The 22,653-nt window shown below is 52.8% G+C and carries 22 protein-coding genes; 12 read left to right on the forward strand and 10 right to left on the reverse strand.

Features of this window, described 5'->3' with window-relative positions; all coding sequences use genetic code 11:
- Nucleotides 1-39: 39 nt before the first annotated feature.
- Nucleotides 40-1,974, reverse strand: a complete 1,935-nt coding sequence (locus tag EHV07_RS02265) for a methyl-accepting chemotaxis protein (RefSeq protein WP_147194522.1) — start codon at nucleotides 1,972-1,974, stop codon at nucleotides 40-42.
- Nucleotides 1,975-2,149: 175 nt separating this feature from the next.
- On the opposite strand from EHV07_RS02265, the gene yjfP reads away from it, so the two are divergent.
- Nucleotides 2,150-2,899, forward strand: a complete 750-nt coding sequence (gene yjfP, locus EHV07_RS02270; protein ID WP_147194525.1) for an esterase — start codon at nucleotides 2,150-2,152, stop codon at nucleotides 2,897-2,899.
- 54 nt (nucleotides 2,900-2,953) lie between these two features.
- Here the strand turns inward: yjfP and EHV07_RS02275 are convergent, their stop codons facing one another.
- The gene (locus tag EHV07_RS02275) at nucleotides 2,954-3,163 is read right to left on the reverse strand and encodes a hypothetical protein (protein WP_147194528.1); all 210 of its coding nucleotides are present in this window, start codon (nucleotides 3,161-3,163) and stop codon (nucleotides 2,954-2,956) included.
- 362 nt (nucleotides 3,164-3,525) lie between these two features.
- Here EHV07_RS02275 and rpsF point away from each other — a divergent pair, with 362 nt between their 5' ends.
- From rpsF to rplI, 4 genes are read left to right on the forward strand one after another with little or no spacing between them, the layout of a single operon-like run.
- A complete protein-coding gene (gene rpsF, locus EHV07_RS02280; protein WP_125290324.1) occupies nucleotides 3,526-3,921 on the forward strand; it encodes a 30S ribosomal protein S6 in 396 nt (131 codons plus the stop codon).
- Between the two features lie 6 nt (nucleotides 3,922-3,927).
- Nucleotides 3,928-4,245, forward strand: coding sequence for a primosomal replication protein N (gene priB, locus EHV07_RS02285; RefSeq protein ID WP_147194531.1), 318 nt, complete (start codon nucleotides 3,928-3,930; stop codon nucleotides 4,243-4,245).
- A 4-nt stretch (nucleotides 4,246-4,249) separates the two neighbouring features.
- Nucleotides 4,250-4,477: a 30S ribosomal protein S18 gene (gene rpsR, locus EHV07_RS02290; RefSeq protein ID WP_000135199.1), complete on the forward strand. Its 228-nt coding sequence runs from the start codon at nucleotides 4,250-4,252 to the stop codon at nucleotides 4,475-4,477.
- A 39-nt stretch (nucleotides 4,478-4,516) separates the two neighbouring features.
- The gene (gene rplI / locus EHV07_RS02295; protein WP_147194534.1) at nucleotides 4,517-4,969 is read left to right on the forward strand and encodes a 50S ribosomal protein L9; all 453 of its coding nucleotides are present in this window, start codon (nucleotides 4,517-4,519) and stop codon (nucleotides 4,967-4,969) included.
- A gap of 48 nt (nucleotides 4,970-5,017) precedes the next feature.
- On the opposite strand, the gene EHV07_RS02300 is transcribed toward rplI, so the two are convergent.
- On the reverse strand, nucleotides 5,018-5,566 hold the full coding sequence (locus EHV07_RS02300; protein ID WP_168199582.1) for an OapA family protein: 549 nt from the start codon (nucleotides 5,564-5,566) through the stop codon (nucleotides 5,018-5,020).
- A gap of 284 nt (nucleotides 5,567-5,850) precedes the next feature.
- On the opposite strand from EHV07_RS02300, the gene fklB reads away from it, so the two are divergent.
- Complete coding sequence (gene fklB / locus EHV07_RS02305) at nucleotides 5,851-6,471, forward strand: FKBP-type peptidyl-prolyl cis-trans isomerase (RefSeq protein WP_147194540.1); 621 nt, start codon at nucleotides 5,851-5,853, stop codon at nucleotides 6,469-6,471.
- Between the two features lie 74 nt (nucleotides 6,472-6,545).
- On the opposite strand, the gene EHV07_RS02310 is transcribed toward fklB, so the two are convergent.
- Entirely contained in the window at nucleotides 6,546-8,486 is a 1,941-nt protein-coding gene (locus EHV07_RS02310) for a bifunctional 2',3'-cyclic-nucleotide 2'-phosphodiesterase/3'-nucleotidase (protein WP_147194543.1), read from the reverse strand.
- 342 nt (nucleotides 8,487-8,828) lie between these two features.
- On the opposite strand from EHV07_RS02310, the gene cysQ reads away from it, so the two are divergent.
- Nucleotides 8,829-9,569 carry a 3'(2'),5'-bisphosphate nucleotidase CysQ gene (gene cysQ, locus EHV07_RS02315; protein WP_147194546.1) on the forward strand — a complete coding sequence of 247 codons (741 nt, stop codon included), beginning with the start codon at nucleotides 8,829-8,831 and terminating at the stop codon, nucleotides 9,567-9,569.
- Nucleotides 9,570-9,607: 38 nt separating this feature from the next.
- On the opposite strand, the gene EHV07_RS02320 is transcribed toward cysQ, so the two are convergent.
- Nucleotides 9,608-10,168, reverse strand: coding sequence for a YtfJ family protein (locus EHV07_RS02320; protein ID WP_147194548.1), 561 nt, complete (start codon nucleotides 10,166-10,168; stop codon nucleotides 9,608-9,610).
- Nucleotides 10,169-10,482: 314 nt separating this feature from the next.
- Between EHV07_RS02320 and EHV07_RS02325 the strand changes: the two genes are divergently transcribed.
- Nucleotides 10,483-10,689, forward strand: a complete 207-nt coding sequence (locus EHV07_RS02325; RefSeq protein WP_147194551.1) for a DUF1107 domain-containing protein — start codon at nucleotides 10,483-10,485, stop codon at nucleotides 10,687-10,689.
- A 156-nt stretch (nucleotides 10,690-10,845) separates the two neighbouring features.
- On the opposite strand, the gene EHV07_RS02330 is transcribed toward EHV07_RS02325, so the two are convergent.
- The 3 genes from EHV07_RS02330 to EHV07_RS02340 all read right to left on the reverse strand — a co-directional run bounded on the left by EHV07_RS02330 (nucleotide 10,846) and on the right by EHV07_RS02340 (nucleotide 13,717).
- On the reverse strand, nucleotides 10,846-11,313 hold the full coding sequence (locus EHV07_RS02330; RefSeq protein WP_147194554.1) for a DUF943 family protein: 468 nt from the start codon (nucleotides 11,311-11,313) through the stop codon (nucleotides 10,846-10,848).
- Entirely contained in the window at nucleotides 11,297-12,145 is an 849-nt protein-coding gene (locus tag EHV07_RS02335; RefSeq protein WP_147194557.1) for a YPO3983 family protein, read from the reverse strand. Before EHV07_RS02335 ends, EHV07_RS02330 begins: the two co-directional genes overlap by 17 nt.
- A gap of 243 nt (nucleotides 12,146-12,388) precedes the next feature.
- Entirely contained in the window at nucleotides 12,389-13,717 is a 1,329-nt protein-coding gene (locus EHV07_RS02340) for a hemolysin family protein (RefSeq protein WP_147194560.1), read from the reverse strand.
- Between the two features lie 552 nt (nucleotides 13,718-14,269).
- On the opposite strand from EHV07_RS02340, the gene EHV07_RS02345 reads away from it, so the two are divergent.
- The 3 genes from EHV07_RS02345 to EHV07_RS02355 are packed head-to-tail and all read left to right on the forward strand — an operon-like array spanning nucleotide 14,270 to nucleotide 20,109.
- Entirely contained in the window at nucleotides 14,270-15,985 is a 1,716-nt protein-coding gene (locus tag EHV07_RS02345; protein WP_174822376.1) for an autotransporter assembly complex family protein, read from the forward strand.
- Complete coding sequence (locus tag EHV07_RS02350; RefSeq protein WP_147194566.1) at nucleotides 15,982-19,755, forward strand: translocation/assembly module TamB domain-containing protein; 3,774 nt, start codon at nucleotides 15,982-15,984, stop codon at nucleotides 19,753-19,755. Before EHV07_RS02345 ends, EHV07_RS02350 begins: the two co-directional genes overlap by 4 nt.
- The gene (locus tag EHV07_RS02355) at nucleotides 19,756-20,109 is read left to right on the forward strand and encodes a gamma-glutamylcyclotransferase (RefSeq protein ID WP_147194569.1); all 354 of its coding nucleotides are present in this window, start codon (nucleotides 19,756-19,758) and stop codon (nucleotides 20,107-20,109) included.
- Between the two features lie 93 nt (nucleotides 20,110-20,202).
- On the opposite strand, the gene ppa is transcribed toward EHV07_RS02355, so the two are convergent.
- Entirely contained in the window at nucleotides 20,203-20,730 is a 528-nt protein-coding gene (ppa, locus tag EHV07_RS02360) for an inorganic diphosphatase (RefSeq protein ID WP_147194572.1), read from the reverse strand.
- A gap of 11 nt (nucleotides 20,731-20,741) precedes the next feature.
- On the reverse strand, nucleotides 20,742-20,909 hold the full coding sequence (locus EHV07_RS24425; RefSeq protein ID WP_168199583.1) for a hypothetical protein: 168 nt from the start codon (nucleotides 20,907-20,909) through the stop codon (nucleotides 20,742-20,744).
- 143 nt (nucleotides 20,910-21,052) lie between these two features.
- On the opposite strand from EHV07_RS24425, the gene EHV07_RS02365 reads away from it, so the two are divergent.
- Nucleotides 21,053-22,615, forward strand: a complete 1,563-nt coding sequence (locus EHV07_RS02365) for a methyl-accepting chemotaxis protein (protein ID WP_147194575.1) — start codon at nucleotides 21,053-21,055, stop codon at nucleotides 22,613-22,615.
- The last annotated feature ends 38 nt before the right edge of the window (nucleotides 22,616-22,653 follow it).

Raw genomic sequence — 22,653 nt, forward strand, 5'->3', positions numbered from 1 at the left:
ACAGTGGGGATAGCCTACAGTGTAAGCTATCCCGCCACTTTAAGCTTTTACGCGGAATATCTGCACCAGTTCGGTCAGATGATGGCCTTTACGGCTCAGCTCCTGCGCCGTCAGTTCGGACGTGGCGACCAGTTCCGTGCTCTGGTGAGTCGCCTGCCCGATATGGTTCATTGCCAGATTCACCTGACCAATACCGGCCGCCTGTTCTTTCGACGCCACATTGATCTCACTCATCAGCACTTTCACCTGTTCCATCCGGCCAACAATATCTTCCATCGACTGGCGGGTCTGCTCAGAAAGGTTATGGCCCTGTACCACTTTACTGAGCGAGTTCTCAATCAGGCCATCAATCTCTTTTGCCGCCACGGCGCTGCGCTGCGCCAGGGCACGAACTTCGGCCGCTACGACCGCGAAGCCTTTTCCGTGCTCGCCGGCGCGCGCCGCTTCCACCGCGGCGTTCAGCGCCAGGATATTGGTCTGGAAAGCGATTGACTCAATCACATGAGTAATGTCAGCAATGCTCTGTGACGCGCTTTTAATATCGGTCATGGTGACAACCGAACGCGAAACCGTTTCGCCGCCTTTCCCCACCGCCTGCGCGGCTTCGCCAACCAGCGTCAGCGCCTGAGAGACGTTAGCGGCGTTCTGTTCCACGGTAGCGCTCAGCTGTTCCATGCTGGCGGAAGTCTCTTCCACACTGGCGGCCTGACGCGTGATCTGCTCACTGATATTCTCGCTGCTCAGGGCGATAGCATCGGTGCCGTCGCTGATATCCTGTGCGGACTCACGCACCTGAGAAACGATGCGGTTCAATCCATCGCCAATGCCGTTGATCGCCACAATCAGCTGTCCGACTTCGTCATGACGTTGGGTCTCCAGCGTAGCCTGCAAATTCCCTGCCGAGTAGTGCTGCGCCAGCTCGATAACTTGCTGTAACGGCTTACTCAACCAGCTACGGGTGACAAAAACAAAGCCCAGCGCAAACAGCACAACCAATGCGGAGCCAATCAGCAGGAACAGATCGCGCGTCTGTTCGATCGGCGCCAGCAGGCTGGCTTTGTTTACTTCGCCGAGGATCACCCAATGCCATTCCGGCAGATGATGCCAGGTCATAATCTGCGTTTCGCCCTGATTATCTTTAACTTCCAGGGTGCCGCGCGGCTGCGTTAACAGCTGTTGTTCCAGCGCTTCCGGCCAGGCGGGAAGTTTACCTTCGCGCTCAGGATGGAAAACATACTGCCCACGGGTGCTGCCTTCAGCGTCGCTCAGAACAGAGAAGTGTCCGCTGTCGCCCAGCTTTTTGGCGAGGACTTTTTCACGGATCAATGCGTACTGTTTTGTGATATCGACACCAACAAACAGGATTGCCACCACCTGACCGCTGCTGTCTTTCACTGGCTGATATTGGGTGATATAGCGTTTGCCAAACAGCATGCTGACACCCTGGAAGATTTTACCTTCCTGCGCCAGTTTCCAGGCGGGGCTTTGCCGATCCAGGCGGGTACCGATTGCGCGTTGCCCATCCTGTTTTCTTAATGATGTTGAGACGCGCAGGAAGTCGTCCCCCATGCGCACAAAAATGGTGGAGATCGCACCGGTTCTTTGCTGGAAATCATCTACCAGCGTTTCGTCCATGTTCAGCGTTTTCGAGCCGTTACGCAAAACAGGCGCCTGCTCTGCACCCACGGCGATTTTTTGTGTATTGTCTAACGAAAACGCCTGAGGCAAAAAGCTCTGGAACAGCGCGGTATAGTTCCCCACTTCTTCGCTTAACGTACTGTTAAACATCGCGGCCATATCACCGATGCCATCGACCTGGTTTTCCATATTTTCCAGCGTCAATGCTTGTAGCTGTTTTGAGGCATTATGCGTCAAAGCCAGCGTCAGGATTAAAAACAGAGCGGCCACGCTCAGCGATGTAATGACCGACAGTTTGACGCCGAGGCTCCAACGGCGAAATGACAGGTGTTTCATAAATAGCCTTGTAGTTATTAGAGGGGGTAAAACGGTTAACGGCATTGCTGAGAAAATATTTAGCGGATAATTTTGTGAGCAGGCTTGCAAAACAAAGCCTAAAATCAAATTATGGTTTTTTGTTCTATCTATCTGAATTTAATGCCAGATTTAACTGTGACATAAGGAAGATGCGATGATTGAAATCAGTACAGAATTTTTTGCCAATATTGAATGCCTTCACGCCGCTCCCGCAGGAAAACGGCATGAACCTTTACCAACGCTACTTTTTTTCCACGGTTTTACCTCTTCAAAAGAGGTTTACAGCTATTTCGGTGTTGCACTGGCTCAGGCGGGTTTCCGGGTCATCCTGCCCGATGCCGACCGACATGGTTCGCGTTACGATGGTGACACCGACGCTCGCCTCACGCATTTCTGGGAGATTCTTAAAAGCAATATTGATGAAGTTCCTCTCCTGGAACAGGCGCTGCGCGAAAAACAGCTGATTGACGGCGCGCGCTTTGCGGTGGCAGGTGCATCAATGGGCGGTATGACGGCGCTGGGCGCAATGGCGCGCTATCCGCATCTTGCCAGCGTCGCCTGTATGATGGGCTCTGGCTATTTTATGTCGCTGTCGCATACGCTTTTCCCGCCGCTGGTGGCTAAAACGCCGGAGCAGCAGCAGATCTTTGCCGGGAGAATGGCTCCGCTGGCGGAATATGACGTCAGTGAACAGTTGGAAAAGCTGGCGGACAGACCGCTGCTGGTCTGGCACGGGGAAGCGGATGACGTCGTGCCGGCAGCAGAAAGCTTTCGGCTGGAGAAGGCGATGAGAGAAGCGAAACTCGATGCCAGACTGACGTTTTTAACGGAGAAAGGCATCGGGCATCGCATCACGCCGCCAGCGCTTAACGCTGTGGCAGCTTTCTTTAAACATCACTTATAGCGCGGGAGCCTGAGGCGCTTAGCCCCTTGCTTGCCGCATAGGTGTACGAAGTCCCTACAGCTGCGTCGCCAGTTTTTCTGCGGCGATGCTGGGTTCTATAAAGGCGGTACCGTCTATAGGTGAAGCGATACGGTTAATGTAGACGTAACTGTTCGCCGCTTTGCTGGTGGAGCTTTTCACCTGCTGCGCGCAGCCAGTTGTGCTGGCAAGGGCGGATGTGGAAAGTACGATTCCGAGTAAGGTGGCGATTGCGATGGTTTTCATGATTCAACTCCACAATCAGGGCATGCTTCTGACGCGAACGTCAGGGTCTTATTACAGGCAACGTGTATAGTTTAGCCCCGCCCGGCATAAAGTGTATTAGTAATTCTTGCTCATTATTTTCGCCTGTCTGAACGTTTATTGCACTAACTGAGTGTTCTGAGGGACTTAACCAGGCCTCTCTGCCCGTGCGCAGCGATCGTTGACAAATAATTTACACCCCACGATGACTTTACCTTGAGTTTCCCGCACGCCGTAGTATGATTACGCGTCAATTTTTCAGCCGCACACAAACACGTTCCTTGCTTCCATGGGCCGCGGTTGACCCTGACAGGAGGCTGAATAATCCGTAAGGAGCAAATTCGATGCGTCATTACGAAATCGTTTTTATGGTTCACCCTGACCAAAGCGAACAGGTTCCTGGCATGATCGAACGTTACTCTGCCACCATCACTGGTGCAGAAGGTACGATCCACCGCCTGGAAGACTGGGGCCGTCGTCAGCTGGCTTACCCGATCAATAAACTGCACAAAGCGCACTACGTTCTGCTGAACGTTGAAGCTCCGCAGGAAGCGATCGATGAGCTGGAAACTAACTTCCGCTTCAACGACGCCGTTATCCGCAGCATGGTTATGCGCGTTAAGCACGCGGTAACTGAAGCTTCTCCGATGGTTAAAGCGAAAGACGAGCGCCGTGAGCGTCGTGAAGATTTTGCTAACGAAACCTCTGATGAAGCAGATGCTGGGGATTCTGAAGAGTAATTGACCGTGACGGCTAATCGGCTGACGCTGTCTGGCACCGTGTGCAAGACGCCGATGCGTAAAGTCAGCCCGTCAGGTATTCCACACTGCCAGTTCGTGCTTGAGCATCGATCTACGCAGGTGGAAGCCGGTTTTACCCGGCAAGCCTGGTGTCGGATGCCGGTGATTATCAGCGGCAAAGCCCATCAGGCCATTACTCAAAGTATAACGGTCGGCACGCCTCTCACCGTTTCAGGTTTCATTAGCAGCCATCAAGGGCGCAATGGACTGAATAAGACGGTGTTGCATGCCGAGCAGATTGAATTGATAGATTCTGGAGACTAGCCTAATGGCACGTTATTTCCGTCGTCGCAAGTTCTGCCGTTTCACCGCGGAAGGCGTTCAAGAGATCGATTATAAAGATATCGCAACGCTGAAAAACTACATCACTGAAAGCGGTAAGATTGTACCAAGCCGTATCACTGGTACTCGCGCTAAATACCAGCGTCAGCTGGCTCGTGCTATCAAGCGCGCGCGTTACCTTTCTCTGCTGCCGTACACTGATCGTCATCAGTAATCGGCTGCTGTCCATTAACGACTTAAAGAGGATAAGGTAATGCAAGTTATTCTGCTTGATAAAGTAGCAAACCTGGGCAGCCTGGGTGATCAGGTTAACGTTAAAGCGGGCTACGCTCGTAACTTCCTGGTACCACAGGGCAAAGCTGTTCCTGCTACCAAGAAAAACGTTGAGTTCTTCGAAGCACGTCGTGCAGAACTGGAAGCCAAACTGGCTGACGTTCTGTCTGCGGCTAACGCACGCGCTGAGAAAATCTCTGCACTGGGCACCGTTACCATCGCGTCTAAAGCAGGCGACGAAGGTAAACTGTTCGGTTCCATCGGTACCCGCGACATCGCTGACGCTGTAACTGCAGCTGGCGTTGACGTGGCTAAGAGCGAAGTTCGTCTGCCGAACGGCGTTCTGCGCACCACCGGTGAGCACGAAGTGGACTTCCAGGTTCACAGCGAAGTCTTCGCTAAACTGACTGTAAACGTGGTTTCTGAAGCTTAATCGCTTCGGTTCCGCATAAAAACGCCGGCCTTGTGCCGGCGTTTTTGTTTACTGTGCCTGGAGAAAGGTGCCATCTGGCTGGCGCGTAAAGAGTACCTGTCCCTCATCGACCTCCACCGTAAGACCCGTCACCACGCCCTGTGCATTTAGTCGAATCCTGACCCGCTGGCCGGTTTGCAGATTACTCAATGGCTTGGTTGTGCCTTCAACCCGGGCCATCGCAAACACATCATTTACCGGTAAATTATGATCGCGGAATAATTGCGCCAGCGTCTGACCAGCAGCGATTTGGTAATCGTGCCATTGTCCCTGAGAATCGGCTGTTGCAGCGGTTTGCTGCTGCTCGTTACTATCCGGCTGCTGTCCGCTCAGCTCAGCCTGAATCGGGACGTCGGTTTCGCCTGAATGATAGGTTATCGGGCGCTGCGGCTGCTGCGGCGTGGGCGATGGCCACAGAAAAGCCAGTAACACCACAATGGCGGCAACAACGATGCCACGGCGATGAAAAAGGGGAAGGGGATCCATCCAGCGGGCTGAATCCGTCAGGTGCCAAAGCTTGTTAAACCATAAACGTGCTGTTGAAGATGCTTCAGGCATGGCATCGTCCTCCTTGTGCATTCTTCGCACCAGTAAAAACCGCTGAAACAGGCCACGCAGTGGATGCGGCTTTTTCTTTCGTCTGCGGGCAATATGCCCCATGTTCACCTCGATTAAAATATAGCTGATAACGCGTTGTCCGGACGGAGTTTAGTCCGTTAATGGGACAGGCGTATTGTTTCCTTTTGCGCAGGAAAAGTCACCTGAAGAAGATGGCGTTTTACGCCCGTTGCCTGCGCTGTTATGCTTCGTCCTCGGTTTTATCAATGATGAAAGGAAAATCCATGACAACCCCTTCTTTTGACGGCGTAGAAGCGCAGGCAAGTTACGGTATCGGTTTACAGGTCGGCCAGCAGCTGCTGGAATCCGGGCTACAGGGTCTGCAGCCAGAAGCGCTGCTGGCGGGTTTGCGCGATGCGCTGGAAGGGAATGCGCCGGCGGTACCGGTGGATGTGGTTCACCGTGCATTGCGTGAAGTGCATGAGCGTGCCGATGCCGTTCGCCGCGAGCGTCAGCAAGCGATGGCCGTTGAAGGCCAGAAATTCCTTGAAGAGAACAGCCAGCGTGAAGGCGTGAGCAGCACCGAGTCTGGTCTGCAGTTCAGCGTGATGACTCAGGGCGAAGGCGCAATCCCATCTCGCCAGGATCGTGTACGCGTTCACTACACCGGTAAGCTGATCGACGGCACCGTCTTTGACAGCTCCGTGGCCCGTGGCGAGCCGGCTGAGTTTCCGGTTAGCGGCGTGATCCCAGGCTGGATCGAAGCGCTGACGCTGATGCCGGTTGGTTCTAAATGGGAACTGGTTATTCCACAGAATCTGGCGTATGGCGAGCGTGGCGCAGGTGCTTCAATCCCACCGTTCAGCACGCTGGTATTTGAAGTAGAGCTGCTGGAAATCCTGTAAGACTGCTGCTGCCGGAAAACGACGTTCGCGTTTTCCGGCAGATCAGGCTGGCTGTGTTTATGGTATCAGTGGTTTTATTCTTCTAATTTTATTTTATAAATCGCAAATCCAACTTCATCGTTACCTGCTCTCTGCAACTTATATTGCGAATGCTTTGTAATAAACTCAGCCGCTTTTGACAGGGGTGACGTTTCAAAACGAATATCCAGCGGAACCTTGCTGTTAATCTTCGCCAAACGCCAGTTATTGTCTGCCTGGGGTTTTACTTCTCCCTCAGCCTTCGTTTGCGCACTGATATAAGCCGCCACCACAGCGCGATTTTCATCGGGCGAGGCAAAGGCGACATGATCTTCACCGGTACCGGCGAATTTTCCGCCGTAGGCCCGATAGTTATTGGTTGCGACTAAAAAAGTGGCATGGGCATCGATCGGCTGGCCTTTGAACGTCAAATTGCGGATGCGTGACGTTTTATCATTTATCAGCTGGCATTCAGCGTCATAGCGTGGCGGTTGAGTCACATCTATCTGATAGTTAACGCCATCAATAACGTCAAAATTGTAGGTGCGGAAATCCCAGTTAATCAGCGACTGCGGTTTTGAGCTGCCCGGATCGATTTGGTTAAATTGTCCGGCGGAGCATTCCAGCCACGCTTTAACTTCCTCCCCACTCACTTTCATCACCACAAGCGTGTTGGGATAAAGATAGAGATCTGCCGCATTGCGAAACGTCAACGTGCCTTTTTCCACTTCAACATAGCTCGCCGGATCGTTTTTCCGTCCTCCTGCTTTAAACGGCGCCGCGGCGGAGAGCACCGGCAGGTTGGCCAAATCGGGATCGCCCTGAATAAAATGCTCTACGTAGTCCCGCTGGGCATTATTAACGATTTGTACCGTGGGATCGTCCTGCACCAGCGACAGATAGCTGTACATCACGTCGGCCGACTTGCCAATGGGTTTACTGGCAAATTCGCGAGTGGCTTTGTGGTCATCTTCCAGCACTTTTATCAGCGCCGGATCTTCTGCCGCCAGCGATTTTTTAGCAGCCGTGTCATAAATGGGGCGCGCTTCGGCTTTGGCATCGCTAACCTGCCAGCGCCCATAATCATTATTCAGCACTAAATCGACGACGCCCAGATGATCGCCCCACATGCCTGGCATCACGGCGGGTATCCCGTTTAACGTCCCTTTGGCGATATCCGCGCCTTTGATGCTGGCGAAGTCCTTGCCGGGAAACACGGCATGAGCGTGACCAAAGAGGATGGCATCAATGCCGGGAACCTGGCTGAGATAGTAAACGGAGTTTTCTGCCATCGCCTGATAGGGATTGCCGGACAGCCCGGAGTGGGGAATAGCAACAATTAAATCCGCGCCCTGCCTGCGCATTTCCGGCACCCATTTTCGGGCTGTTGCAGTGATATCTTCTACGGTGATTTTCCCCTGAAGGTTCTTTTTATCCCAGATCATTATCTGTGGCGGAACAAAGCCGATGTAGCCGATTTTCAGCTGATGAGGCTGGCCTTGCCGGTCCGTGACGCTAACCGGCTTGATTAAAAAGGGCGTGAATTTTGGCTTGCCGCTTTTAACGTCAATGATGTTGGCATTGATATAGGGAAATTTTGCGCCGTTGATGGCTTTTTGCAGATAATCCAGGCCGTAGTTAAATTCATGATTGCCCAGATTTCCCACCGTGTAATCCAGCGTATTCATTGCCTTATAAACCGGATGTACCTCGTTCTGCTGCAAGCCTTTTGCTGCAACGTAGTCGCCAAGCGGGCTGCCCTGAATCACATCACCGTTGTCTACCAGTACGCTATTTGCTGCTTCTTTGCGCGCCGCTTCAATCAGCGTAGCCGTTCTCACCAGGCCAAACTTTTCCGTGGCGGCGTCTTTGTAATAGTCAAAATCCATCATATTACTGTGCAGGTCGGTGGTTTCTAACAAACGAAAATCTACCGTAGCGGCGGGTAAAGTCCCGCTAATCAGCAAAGCGATGAGTGACAATGTGGGTTTGAACATTATTTTTTCCTTAAAATGGTTGGCCAGGCTCCATAGCCTCTCAAAAAGAGATGAAACTATTACTTTATGTCTCATAAATATGTGACCCACGACAAATATTTACCTCTTATGTCTGCCAGAAGGTCGCCTGCTGCATTTGTGAGGCAATCAGCAGTAAAACAGCAGCTTATACGGCAGTAAATGAATTATGCTGTGGGTAAAGAGAAACAAAGCCGGCCTGTTAGCTCAACAGCGCTCTGTGGCGATCAACTGCTATGATCACGTTATGGATTTTTGCTAACGGGAAGGGCAGTTCACTAACTGGCAAAAGCCGGTGCCAGGATGCTAATCAAGAGGTGAAAAATGTTAGATAATATATGCCAGCTGGCGCGGGAAGCGGGCGATGCCATCATGAAAATTTATGACGGACAGGCACCGCTTGATGTCGCGCATAAATCAGATGACTCTCCGGTAACCGCCGCGGATATCGCCGCGCATAAAGTTATTTTACAGGGATTATCAGCACTTTACCCTGACGTTCCCGTGCTGTCTGAAGAAGATCCGCCCGGCTGGGACGTGCGTCAGCACTGGCAGCGTTACTGGCTGGTCGATCCGCTGGACGGCACCAAAGAGTTCATCAAGCGTAATGGTGAATTTACCGTCAATATTGCGCTGATTGAAGCGGGAAAACCGGTGCTGGGCGTGGTTTATGCCCCCGCTTCTGACGTGATGTATTCTGCTGCGGAGGGCAAAGCCTGGAAAGAAGAAGGCGGCGTCAAATCACAAATCCACGTCCGTGAAGCGCATCCTCCGCTGGTCGTAGTCAGTCGCTCACATTCTGATACCGAGCTGGAAGATTATCTGAGCCATTTAGGCGAGCACCAGACCATTGCCATCGGTTCATCCCTGAAGTTCTGTCTGGTTGCAGAAGGTAAAGCCCAGCTCTATCCACGCTTTGGGCCGACCAATATCTGGGATACCGGTGCAGGCCACGCCGTAGCGATTGCCGCAGGTGCACATGTTCATGACTGGCAGGGTAAAACGCTGGACTATGCGCCACGTGAGGCGTTCCTGAACCCGGGCTTCCGCGTTTCGATATTTTAACAGGTCATTCGTCAGCAGAGGCAGAATAACTGTCTCTGCTACTTCTGTTGCAGTAGCTGGCGCACCAGCGTGATGACCTGCTTTGCCTCATCCTGAGTCAGGGCGCCATCTTTCGCGAAACGCACTTTTCCTTCTTTATCAAGCACGACAATCGCGGACCCTTCGTTTTCCAGCTGCCAGGCTTTTTTCGCCACGCCATTGCTGTCGATAATAAATTGCGACCAGGGAAACTGCTGCTTATTACTCTGAATGCTGCTGCGCACAAACATGCCGGTCCCGGGGATCGCGTCGTCGGTATTGACCAGCGTGGTGGTTTGATAGCGGTCGTGAGGGAAGCGGGCGGCTTTGATCGCTTCAATCAGCGCCGCATTCTTTTCTTTCGACGAGGCGCGGCCTGCAATATGCAACAGCACCCGGACCTTGCCCGGCAGTGCTGCGCTGTTCCAGCTCTGATAGGTGAATTTGTCCTGCTGGTAACGAAGCTCGCCACGGTCGTTGATGCCAACGGGTGGAACTCGCTCGCCCTGCACAAAATTATGCGCGCTGGCGGTTAGCGGCAGCAACAGGGCGAGCCAGGGGAAAAGACGGCCGTAATGCATGATGACTCCTTTTATCGATAATCAGATGGTTCGTCATGTTCCTGCAATATTAAACAGGGATGATGCGCCTGTCGCCAGGATATAACATCTTTGCAACACATAGCACAATTCTGTAGCCATTGAAGGTTTATACTGCTTGCACGTGTCCGCATGACAGAGCGTACTGTCATGGTGTGTAAAAACAGTAAAAAAATTCGCTTTTAGGACTTTTAGAAGCCGATATTGGTCTATAGTGAATCCACTTTGTGCTGCACAGATTCGTACCGAGCTTGGACACGACGCAGCACGTATCATTTTTCAGGAGTAGTAGCACGATGAAGATTTTCCAGCGATATAATCCGCTGCAGGTAGCCAAATACGTCAAAACGCTTTTTCGCGGCAGGATTTACATTAAAGACGTAGGCGCTTTTGAGTTTGATAAGGGTAAAATCCTTATCCCGCGTATCAAAGATAAACAGCACTACAGCGTGATGTCAGAAGTCAACCGCAAGGTCATGCAGTTGCAGCTCGATTTCAACTGAGTGCCCTGATGTGATGATGACCGAAAGGCGCAAATTTGCGCCTTTTCTGTTGGCTGCTGAGCTTGCCCGTCACACAACAGGAAAGTCCGGCTACGTAGCTGTTGTAAACCGCTGTGGAGACGGATTTTCTTGCTATCAAAATGCGGGTGGGGGAATTTACTCATACTCATATTCGACCACCTCGCCATTTTCTTTCAGCAGGTAATTTTCACCATCATAGACAGTAAAGTGTATTCTGTTTTGGCTGTCATTATTAACAGAAAAAATGGCATCCTTTTCTATACAGTTGACTTTGGTCTTCATATCCTTAAAGCAGAGCCTGTCATATTTTCCTTCTTCTTTATAGCCATCCCCAAAAGACCAGAACATAATGGTGAAATTTCCATAAGAGGCCGGCTGGGGGATATTATATTTTTTTCTAAGTATCTCTTTGTTTTTTAGCCACCAGCTGATTTTTCCTCTGTCTGTAAAAGGAAAGTTTTTTACCAAAACATCACTGAAGTTATTTCTCTGATGGACAGCGATAACTTCTACAGGACTGAGTAACCGCCAAAGAACGTAACCGAGAAAAGAACCGCTAACCAAAAGTAATACACTGAAAAATTTCTTATTTTTTACTGTCACCGCGTCCTCCGGTAATATCTACTGTGGCAGCTATATTGGTCATAAAGGGTTTGAAACCGAACTGATTGTAGCGCTGGAGTACAAACCAGAGACGAAAAAAACGGAACTGGTTAAACTTGAACTGTAAAATATCGCTATCGTCCAGACCGAAGTGATCCTGTACCTGATAATGAATCACGGCACGGTAGTGCCCCTTCTCTATTTGTAAGGATTTAATCGTGATATGTGTAGCCCAGGTATCATGAACGGTGATGCCCATGCCGTTAAAATTATCCTGAAACCGGTCGAATTTCGGTAGCTTGCCACCAAGTACCGCATCGCTTAAATCTCCTTTTTTCCCGCGAGGATAAGTATTACTTGTCCAGTCTATAGTATCTGTTAAGGTCTGTTTTATACGTAGCAATGTACTGTTTTTAGACGTGTCCCGTAGAATATGCTCCTTCAATGCGCTGTCCAGCGACATGTCCTGAAAAGGTTTACCCTTGCCGTCCTGAAGATGGGTGATCATTTTGTCGATCAGGCTTTTGTAGGGGCCATATAGAGCGAAAGACTGCGAGAGGTGGCGGAATTCATCAAAAAGGATTTTAACGCACTCCTGGCGGGTAATTTTTTCGCCTGCGCCACGGGAGCCATAAAACATTGACTGCGGCTGGCTGAACGGGGTGACTTTTGTCAGCGTGTAGGGATTGACTCGGGTCGAAACATCCATCAGATGATAATGCGTTTTTAACTGCGCTTCAGTTAAGTCGCCACACTGCATATCACCGGCGCTGTAGTCGTCCATCCATTTTTGAGTTTTGAATATTGTGCAGGGAAACTGTAGTTCAACCATCGTAATACATTCCTTGTATTGTCTTTCGGTATCTTCTTTACACAGGATGAATATATTATGGCAGGCGGCAGGAGTCTATTTTTTCGCTTATCCTCCTGCCCGAATTCGGATTTTTGGCCGTTTTCAGGCAGGAGATAATAAGCGATATTACCGTTGATATTTTAATCCATTATCAAAATGCCACGTAGTCTTTATCCGCTTTGCAGAGACGTTTCATTCTGGCGTGGCCATGATAGTTTTCGTTTACTCTTCCACAATCTTTGTCAGTACAGCCGCCGCCGCCGTTGGGCGTGCATCAATTCGGGTCACCAGCAGCTGATCGATACGGTAACTGTCGATATCAACGACTTCGAATTTATAGCCGTGGAATTTCACAAAGTCGGTACGTTTAGGGATTTTGCGCAGCATATACATCATAAAGCCGCCGATAGTTTCATAGTTTCCTGACTGTGGAAACTCGTCGATATGCAGTACGCGCATCACATCGTCAATCGGCGTTCCGCCTTCCACCAGCCATGAGTTTTCGTCGCGAGCCACAATCTGCTCTTCCATGCCCTGGCCGACCAGATCGCCCATCAGCGTGGTCATCACGTCGTTAAGCGTAATGATGCCTACTACCAGCGCATACTCATTCATGATCACCGCAAAGTCTTCGCCCGCGGTTTTGAAACTTTCCAGCGCTTCTGAAAGCGTTAGCGTATCCGGCACAATCAGCGCAGAGCGTATCTGCACGCCGCTGTTCAGCGCCATACTCTGATTGCCCAACACGCGCAGCAGCAGCTCCTTTGAGTCGACGTAACCGACGATATGGTCAATATCATCGTTACAGACCAGGAATTTTGAGTGAGGATGATTGGCAATCTTTTCTTTCAGGCTCGATTCGTCCTCGTTCAGGTTGAACCAGACAACGTTTTCTCGTGAGGTCATGGAAGAGGGAACCGTGCGTGATTCCAGTTCGAACACGTTTTCAATCAGCTCATGCTCCTGCTTACGCAGCACACCCGCCAGCGCACCTGCCTCTACCACCGCATAAATATCGTCAGACGTAATATCGTCTTTACGCACCAGCGGGATTTTAAACAGGCGGAAAATGATGTTGGCACCGCCGTTAAAGAACCACACCAGCGGCCGGAAGATAAACAGGCAGAAACGCATTGGATTGATAATTTTTAGCGCAACCACCTCAGGCGCAATCATGCCCAGCCGCTTGGGAAAAAGATCGGCAAACAGAATGAAAAGGCTGGTGACCACGGTGAAAGAGGCAATAAAGCTGAGCTGTTCAGCCAGCACCGGGCTGGCTATCCGATCAAACAATGAACGGAAAGCGGGGGAGAAGGCGGCATCGCCCACCACACCACCGAGGATAGCGACCGCGTTCAGACCAATTTGCACCACGGTGAAGAACATGCCGGGCGTTTCCTGCATTTTCAGCACGCGCTGGGCATTGATGTTGCCGTCATCCGCCAACAGCTTCAGCTTAATTTTGCGGGCGGCTGCCAGTGAAATTTCGGAAAGAGAAAAAAACGAGCTGATCGCAATCAGCAGGAAGATGACAAGCAAGCTGTCTAACATAGAACATCCATAAAATGGCTCGGCTTAGTGGCTTTCGGATGAAAGCGCGCCAAAGCAGGCCTTGAGTTAATTACCTGTCATTTTTGGCCTGGGCAGCGCATGAGAGAGAGGTTTATCTCCTTTCAGCGAGGCTGGGCTATCCGTGCCAAAAATGTCTGCATCCGCCGAAAGAGCCGGGGGCAGAATTCAGTCAACAGGCCACAACGGGGCCACAGCTGTGAATTATAGCTGTGGTGACGATTGCTTACAATTACGGCGCTAAGCAGAGTTTTCTTGCCGGAGAGCAGGAAAAGAAGGCTGAGATTAGTCTGAGTCGGGTGGAAATGTTTGTGTAACCTCCCTTTCGATCGTCATCCCGAGTTGTAACGTGTCGATTCTTTGCACACAATACGTCAAAAATTTGGCTTTTCGAATAAAAAGAGGTTCGGGCGCGATAAAAAGTTGCCATGCTTAGAATCCAAAGCCGTATCGTCATTCAGAGGTTGTGCCCAGCTGGAATCAGGGCCGGCAACAAAATCAGGAGTTAGCGTGCCACGAATTCATGTTTATTGCATGTTATGTCTGATCGCTGCCGCACCCGCCGCCCAGGCGGCAACGGTGCGCTTGCAGGTGACAGGATTGTCAGGGGAATTACAGAAAAACGTCCGTGCAAGGCTTTCTACCATCTCTGGCGAAGAAGTTTCCGCAGATGGGCGTTTTCGCGCGCGCGTTAGCGATGCCGTAAAAGAAGGACTGAAAGCGCTCGGTTATTACGATCCGACGATTGAGTTCGAGCTTCAGCCTCCGCCAGCGGGCGGCAAGCGGCCCGTACTGTTAACTAAAGTCACGGCGGGCGAGCCGGTGAAGCTGGCCGGTGAAACGGTAATTATTCGTGGAGAAGCCCGTACCGACGAGGATTACCAGGAACTTCTGCGTAGCGGCAAAGGGAAAATCGGCGGCGTGTTGAATCACGGCGACTACGACAGCTTTAAAAGCTCTCTGAGCAATATGGCGCTGCGTAAAGGCTATTTCGACGGTGACTACCGTAAAAGCCAGCTGGGCGTGTCCGTTGAGCGGCGCGAAGCCTTCTGGGATATCGACTACGACAGCGGGCAGCGCTATCGCTTTGGCGATGTCAGCTTTGAGGGATCGCAGATCCGCGAAGAGTATTTGCAAAACCTCGTGCCGTTTAAAAAAGGCGACTACTACAGCTCGCGAGATTTGGCCGAGCTGAACCGCCGCCTGTCCGCTACGGGCTGGTTCAACTCGGTAGTGGTCGCGCCTCAGTTTGACCAGTCCCGAAAAACCAAGGTTCTGCCGCTGCATGGCGTGGTCAGCCCGCGTACCGAAAACACCATTGAAACGGGCGTCGGCTATTCCACCGACGTGGGGCCGCGAGTAAAAGCCACCTGGAAAAGGCCCTGGGTCAACTCTTACGGCCACAGCTTTACCACCAGCGCCAATATCTCCGCGCCGGAGCAGCAGCTCGACTTCAGCTATAAAATTCCGCTGCTAAAAAATCCGATTGAGCAGTATTACCTGTTGCAGGGCGGCCTGAAAAGAACCGATCTGAACGACACCAAATCCGATTCCTCCACGCTTGCCGCGTCGCGCTATTGGGAATCGTCCACCGGCTGGCAGCGGGCCGTCAACCTGCACTGGAGCCTGGATCACTTTACGCAAGGTAACGTTACCAACACCACTATGCTGATCTACCCCGGCGTCAGTATTAACCGTACGCGTTCACGCGGCGGGCTGATGCCGACATGGGGCGATTCGCAGCGGTACTCGCTGGACGTTTCTGATACCAGCTGGGGATCGGACATCGACTTTGCCGTTGTGCAGGCGCAAAACGTCTGGATACGCACGCTGGCCGACAAACACCGTTTTGTCGCGCGTGGCAATCTCGGCTGGATCGAAACCAATGACTTTGAACGCGTCCCGCCAGATTTGCGCTTCTTCGCCGGTGGCGATCGCAGTATTCGCGGCTACAAATATAAAGGCATCTCGCCACGTGATGACGACGGCAAGCTGACCGGTGCCTCCAAACTGGCAACCGGATCGCTGGAATATCAGTACAACGTAACCGGTAAGTGGTGGAGCGCGGTGTTTATCGATTCCGGGGAAGCGGTCAATGACATCAAGCAAAGCAACGTGAAAACCGGTGCCGGTTTTGGCGTGCGTTGGCAGTCGCCGGTTGGGCCGATCAAACTGGATATTGCTCGCCCCGTCGGCGACAGCGAAGACAGAGACATACAATTTTATATCGGACTGGGGCCTGAACTATGAGTCGCTGGAAAAAGGTCCTTATTGGTATCCTGATTTTTCTGCTCGTGCTGCTGGGCAGCATTACGTTTTTAATCGCTACCACGCCTGGTCTGCACCTGCTGTTAAGCGCGGCCGATCGCTGGGTGCCTGGGTTGGCCATCAAGAAGGTCGAGGGCGGCTGGCGCAACCTCACGCTGAGCGGCGTGCAGTATGAGATGCAGGGCGTCACGGTGAACGCCGGTGAGTTTCATCTGGCGGTGCAGCTGGGCTGCCTGAAACAGAGCGCGTTTTGCGTTAACGATCTGTCGTTGAAAGACGTCAACGTTGTGGTCGACAGCAAAAAAATGGCGCCTGCTGCGCCAGCGCCTGCCGAAGAAGAGAAATCTTCCGGCGATCTCAGTACGCCTTATCCGATTACCTTACGGCATCTGGCGCTGCATAATATCAACGTGAAGGTCGATGACACGGCGATTTCACTGGCCGATTTCACCTCGGGTATCAACTGGCAGCAGCGCGCGCTGACCCTGACGCCGACGCATATCCAGGGGCTGCTGATCGCACTGCCGAAAGCAGCCAAAGTGGCGGATGAGCAGGTCGTGCAGCCGAAAGTTCAGCAGCCGAAAGCCGAGGAGCCGCCGCTGGGCGAAACGCTGAAAGCGATGTTTGCCAAGCCGCTGCTGCCAGATTTACCCGACTTCAAAATGCCGCTGGATGTCGACGTGCAGCAGATCCTTGGCGAACAGCTGCGCATTACCGGTGATACCGATATCGCCGTAACCCGTCTGCTGGTCAAAGCGAAAACGCAGGATCGCCTGCTGCATCTTGAAACGCTGGATGTCGATTCGCCGCAGGGGCAGCTGAACGCGCAGGGTCAGGCGACGCTTGCCGACAACTGGCCGGTTAACTTCACGCTCTACAGCTCGCTGAATCTCGATCCGATCAAGGGCGAGAAAATCAAAATGACCCTTGGCGGCGGTCTGCGCGAACAGCTGAACATGGCGCTTAACCTTTCTGGCCCGGTGCGGGTTCAGCTGGCTGCGCAAACGAAGCTGGCAGAGGCCGGGCTACCGCTGGCCATGACGCTGCAAAGCCCACAGCTGCGCTGGCCGCTGACTGGCCCGGCGCAGTATCAGGCAGACAACGTTAATTTCAGTATTAAAGGCAAAGCGACGGACTATGTGATGTCGCTGAAAACGGCGCTGCAAGGCGAGGCCATTCCGCCTGCCACGCTGACGCTTGACGGCAAAGGCAACACCGAACAGTTCTCGCTCGACAAACTGCGGCTGGCTGCGCTGGAGGGCAACACCGATCTCACGGCGCTGGTGGACTGGAGCAAGGCTATTAGCTGGCGGAGCGAACTGACGCTCTCTGGTATCAATACTGCTCGCCAGTATCCTGACTGGCCAGCAAAACTGGACGGCAAAATCACCACGCGCGGCAGCCTGTATGGCGGAAGCTGGCAGATGCGGGTTCCCGAGCTGACGCTGCGCGGCAACGTGAAGCAGAATGCGGTAAGCGCTAACGGCTCGCTGTATGGCAACAGCTATAACCAGTGGAATATTCCCGGCATCAAACTGACGCTGGGCCGCAACAACATTAATCTGCAAGGTTCGCTGGGCGACAAGCTGGCACTGGATGCGGACATTGATGCGCAGCATCTGGATAACGCCCTGCCGGGATTGGGCGGCGTCGCCAAAGGCACGATTAAAGCGCGGGGCGATTTAAAAGCGCCGCAGCTGTTGGCCGATTTGACCGCGACTGGCCTGCGCTGGCAGGCAATGAGCATTGGCCGGGTTTCCCTGCAAAGCGATGTTCGTTCTGGCGAGCAGATCCAGGGCAAGCTTGCGCTGCGCGTGGAGCAACTGAAGCAGGATGCGCTGGCAATCTCCCAACTGAATCTGGATGCCAGCGGCAGCGAAAAGCAGCATCAGCTAAAGCTTGTGGTCAACGGCGAACCGGTCGCGGGCCAGCTTCAGCTGAACGGCAGTTTCGATCGCCAGGCGCAGCGCTGGCAGGGTACGCTCAATAATACCCGTTTTGATACGCCAGTTGGCGAATGGCGGCTGTCACGAGCCATTGCGCTCGATTATCTCAACAGCAAGCAGACGGTCTCGATTGGCGCGCACTGCTGGCAGAATCCAAACGCGGAGCTTTGCGTGCCGCAAACCATTGAAGCCGGGCCTTCGGGCCATGCGAAAGTGGTACTTAACCGTTTCGATTTGGCGATGATCAAGCCTTTCCTGGGCGACGGCACCAAACTTGGCGGCGTGTTCAATGGTAACGCGGACGTCAGCTGGACAGCGGATGGCGCGCTGCCGCAGGGGAGCGTTTCCCTGAAAGGCAACGGCGTGAAAGTTGAACAGGATGTGGATGGCAACACGCTGCCCATCGCCTTTGACACGCTGAATCTCAACGCGGCGCTGCGTAATGGCCGGGCACAGCTGGACTGGCTGATCCGTATTGCTAAAAACGGACAGCTGGACGGCAACGTGCAGATCGCCGATCCCCAGGGAAGGCGCACGCTGTCCGGCAACGTCAATATTGCCAATATCGATCTGGCTATGCTCAACCCGGCGTTGATGAAAGGCGAAAAAGTCGCGGGCTTGCTGAACAGCAATCTGCGTCTGGGCGGCAGCCTGCAAAAGCCACAGGTTTACGGCCAGCTTGGCCTGAAAAACGTTAACGTGGACGGCAGTTTTATGCCGGTTGATCTGACTGCCGCGAACCTTAACATGGTATTTAACGGCATGAGTTCAACGCTGGAAGGGCTGATACAGACTTCCCGGGGGCAGCTGACGTTAAGCGGCAACGCCGACTGGGCGCAGCTTGATGCCTGGCGCGCCCGCATCGCGGCGAAAGGAGACAAAATTCGGGTAACGGTGCCGCCGATGGTGCGGATGGATGTTTCTCCCGATCTGGAGTTCGAAGCTACGCCACAGGCGTTTAATTTAAACGGCCGCGTGGATATTCCCTGGGCGAGAATTATCGTGCAGGAAGTACCGGAAAGCGCGGTGGGCGTGTCGTCAGACGAAGTCCTGCTGGATAAAAATCTCCAGCCGATTGCGCCAAAAAGCACCGCGATCCCGATCAACAGTAATCTGGTTATTCACGTCGGTGACGATGTCCGACTCAGCGCATTTGGTCTGAAAGCGAAGCTGAACGGCGATCTGAAACTGGCGCAGGATAAACGCGGCCTGGGGCTGAACGGGCAGATCAATATCCCTTCCGGGCGCTTCCATGCCTATGGACAGGATCTGATCGTGCGTAAAGGCGAGCTGCAATTCTCCGGGCCCGCGAATCAGCCTTACCTGAACTTTGAGGCAATACGTAACCCGGAAGCAACAGAAGATGACGTGACGGCTGGCGTTCGCGTCACCGGTCTTGCCGATGAACCCAAGGCAGAAGTGTTCTCTGACCCGACGATGTCGCAACAGGAAGCGCTCTCTTATCTGCTTCGCGGACAGGGGCTGGACTCCACCGGCAGCGACAGTAGCGCATTAACTTCCGCACTGGTTGGATTGGGGCTTGCACAAAGTGGGCAGGTTGTGGGTAAAATCGGGGAGACGTTTGGCGTGAGTAATCTCGCACTGGATACGGCTGGCGTTGGCGACAGTCAGCAGGTTCAGGTCAGCGGCTACGTACTGCCGGGTCTACAGGTAAAATACGGTGTTGGCATATTTGATTCACTGGCGACCTTAACCCTGCGTTATCGCCTGATGCCGAAACTCTATTTAGAAGCGGTGTCTGGAATTGACCAGGCACTCGATGTGCTTTATCAGTTTGAGTTTTAAATGCGAATAATTGTCTACGGCAGCCTGAGGCGTAAGCAAGGCAACAGTCACTGGATGACCAATGGGCAGTGGCTGGGCGATCATCAGATCGCTGGCTACGCGTTGTATAATCTGGGCCATTATCCCGGCGTCGTTGTGGGTGACGGCCTGGTCTATTGTGAGGTTTACCGGATAGATGCATCCACGCTGGGTGAGCTGGATGCGCTCAGAACCAAGGGCGGTGAATACAAGCGCGAACTGGTGCAAACGCCGTATGGCAGCGCCTGGCTGTATGTCTACCAGCGTTCGGTAGAAGGTAAGCAACATATAGAAAGCGGTGACTGGTTGTTGCGCAACGCATCAGATCCAGCCTGATTGCTGACAAATAAAAACACCGCTCATTGAGCGGTGTTTTTTTTACTGCTTTGCAGCGCAGGGCGCACAAGGCAGCAGCGTTCGGGCGGCAAATTACTTCTTAGCGCGCTCGAAAGAGGCAACGATTTCAGCTTTAGCTGCTTCAGCGTTGTCCCAACCTTCTACTTTCACCCATTTGCCTTTTTCCAGCGCTTTATACTGCTCGAAGAAGTGAGTGATCTGAGCACGCAGCAGCTCTGGCAGGTCGTTCACATCTTTGATGTGATCGTACTCTTTGGTCAGTTTGGTGTGCGGAACCGCAACCAGTTTGGCATCTTCGCCAGACTCATCGGTCATTTTCAGCACGCCAACCGGACGGCAGCGGATCACTGAGCCAGGCTGTAATGGGTAAGGAGTTGGTACCAGTACGTCTACCGGGTCGCCATCCAGAGACAGAGTGTGGTTGATGTAGCCGTAGTTGCACGGATAGAACATCGCTGTAGACATAAAGCGGTCAACGAACAGGGTGCCGGAATCTTTATCTACTTCGTATTTGATCGGATCGGCATTTGCCGGGATCTCGATAACAACATAGATATCTTCTGGCAGGTCTTTACCCGCTGGAACCTGGTTCAAACTCATGGTTAATTCCTTTAGTCAGTCTTAATCAAGTGACGCTCATTATAGCCAACTGAATCTGAAAGTATCCCCCCTTTTTGGCCTTTAGGAATGCTCCAGTATTGCGCTGAAACGCCATCGACCGTTTTCGACAGATTGATAAAATGCCCGGTTTTTATCGTGTCGCGTTTCACCGCAATCATCGCTCAAAATTGATCCAGATCAACTAAAGACGTTTCACTGGCGATGCGAACCCTCCGACCGCTAAAGATCGCTTTTAGCGGCCCGATAAGTCAGTTGTGCTTATATATTTCGTCACAGAGACTCGATTGAGGATTACGCCGCAATGATGAAGAAAATTTCAATTCGCACAGGATTAACCCTCCTGATGATTACCATGACGCTGATGTTACTGGCGGTCAGCGTGATGGGCATTACCGCCATCAACAAGGGCAACCGCTCGCTGGATGTGGTTAATCGTATCCAGGGTGCTGAACTGAACAGCCTGTTTAGCGCCAATACTTATCTGTTACGCACCCGCACGATTTCTGCGTTAGCAGCCAGAAAGATGCAAACGGGCCAGACGGAGCAGGCCAGGGAAGTGATTAATCAGGCTGATGATTTTGTTCAAAATGCCAATGATGAATTCAGGCAGTTTATCAATGCCGGAACGGTGACCGCCCAGGGCAAGACCCTGGCTGATGCGTTAGCGGCCCATTATCAGCGATACCTCGCCGAGGGAATTAAACCGATGATTGCTGCCTTACAGGCAAATGACCTCAATACTTATTATCAGCTGCTGGAAGAAAAGCTAACGCCGTTGAATACGTCGTTCAGGCAGTCGGTCGATCGGTTCCGTATGTTTGCTGACCAGACCACGAAGCAGCAGCTGGCTGAAGCGGCCTGGAATCAGAAAGTGCTAATGGCGCTGATCGTTTTTTGCGGTGTACTGACGGCAGTACTGCTGGCGGTCTCCTGGACGCTGATGCGGGAAATCCTGCTCAAGCCGCTGAATGTTGCCGTTGAACATCTGGAATCTGTTGCCGCGGGGGATCTGACTCAGACTCTGCCCGAGAGCGGGAAAAATGAGCTGGGCCGCCTGAATGGCGCCCTGGCTGCAATGCAGGCTTCGTTACAGCTTTCCGTCAGTCGGGTACGGGATGCCAGTCTGCAAATTGACGTGGGCAGCCGCGAGCTCTCTTCCGGCAACCTGAATCTTTCACAACGTACGGAAGAGTCGGCGGCCTCTCTGGAACAGACGGCGGCCAGCATGGAACAGTTAACCGCGACCGTGAAGCTGAATGCGGAGAACGCCTCTCAGGCACATCAGCTGGCGCATTCCGTTTCTGTCAGCGCCGGGCGGGGCAGCGATGCGGTCGGCCAGGTGATGGAGAAAATGCAGGAAATCACCCGCAGCTCAACACGCATTGGCGACATTCTTGGGGTCATTGATGGCATTGCCTTTCAAACCAATATCCTGGCGCTAAACGCGGCGGTAGAGGCCGCCAGGGCTGGCGAGCAGGGCAGAGGATTTGCCGTGGTTGCTGGCGAGGTTCGCACGCTGGCGCAGAACAGTGCGACGGCGGCAAAAGAGATCCGGGAGCTGATTGCCGAATCACAGAGCCGGGTCAGTGAAGGATCGCAGATGGCGACCCGGGCGGGGGAAACCATGGACAATATCGCCAGCGAAGTCACGCGCGTAACGTCACTGATGAGGGAGATCTCCAGCGCGTCGCAGGAACAAAGCCACGGTATTGAGCAGGTTAACATCGCGGTCACTCAGATGGATGAAGTGGCGCAACAGAACGCCGCGCTGGTGGAGCAGGCAGCCGCGGCTACTCAGTCACTGGAGGAGCAGTCCCGGCAGCTGGTTCAGTCAATGGCGGCATTTAAAATTAGTCTGGCGTGAGAAAGGGCAAACAGCTGACGAACCTGTAGCGTCGGTGG

It is taken from the genome of Pantoea sp. CCBC3-3-1 (assembly GCF_007981265.1).
Classification (GTDB): domain Bacteria; phylum Pseudomonadota; class Gammaproteobacteria; order Enterobacterales; family Enterobacteriaceae; genus Erwinia.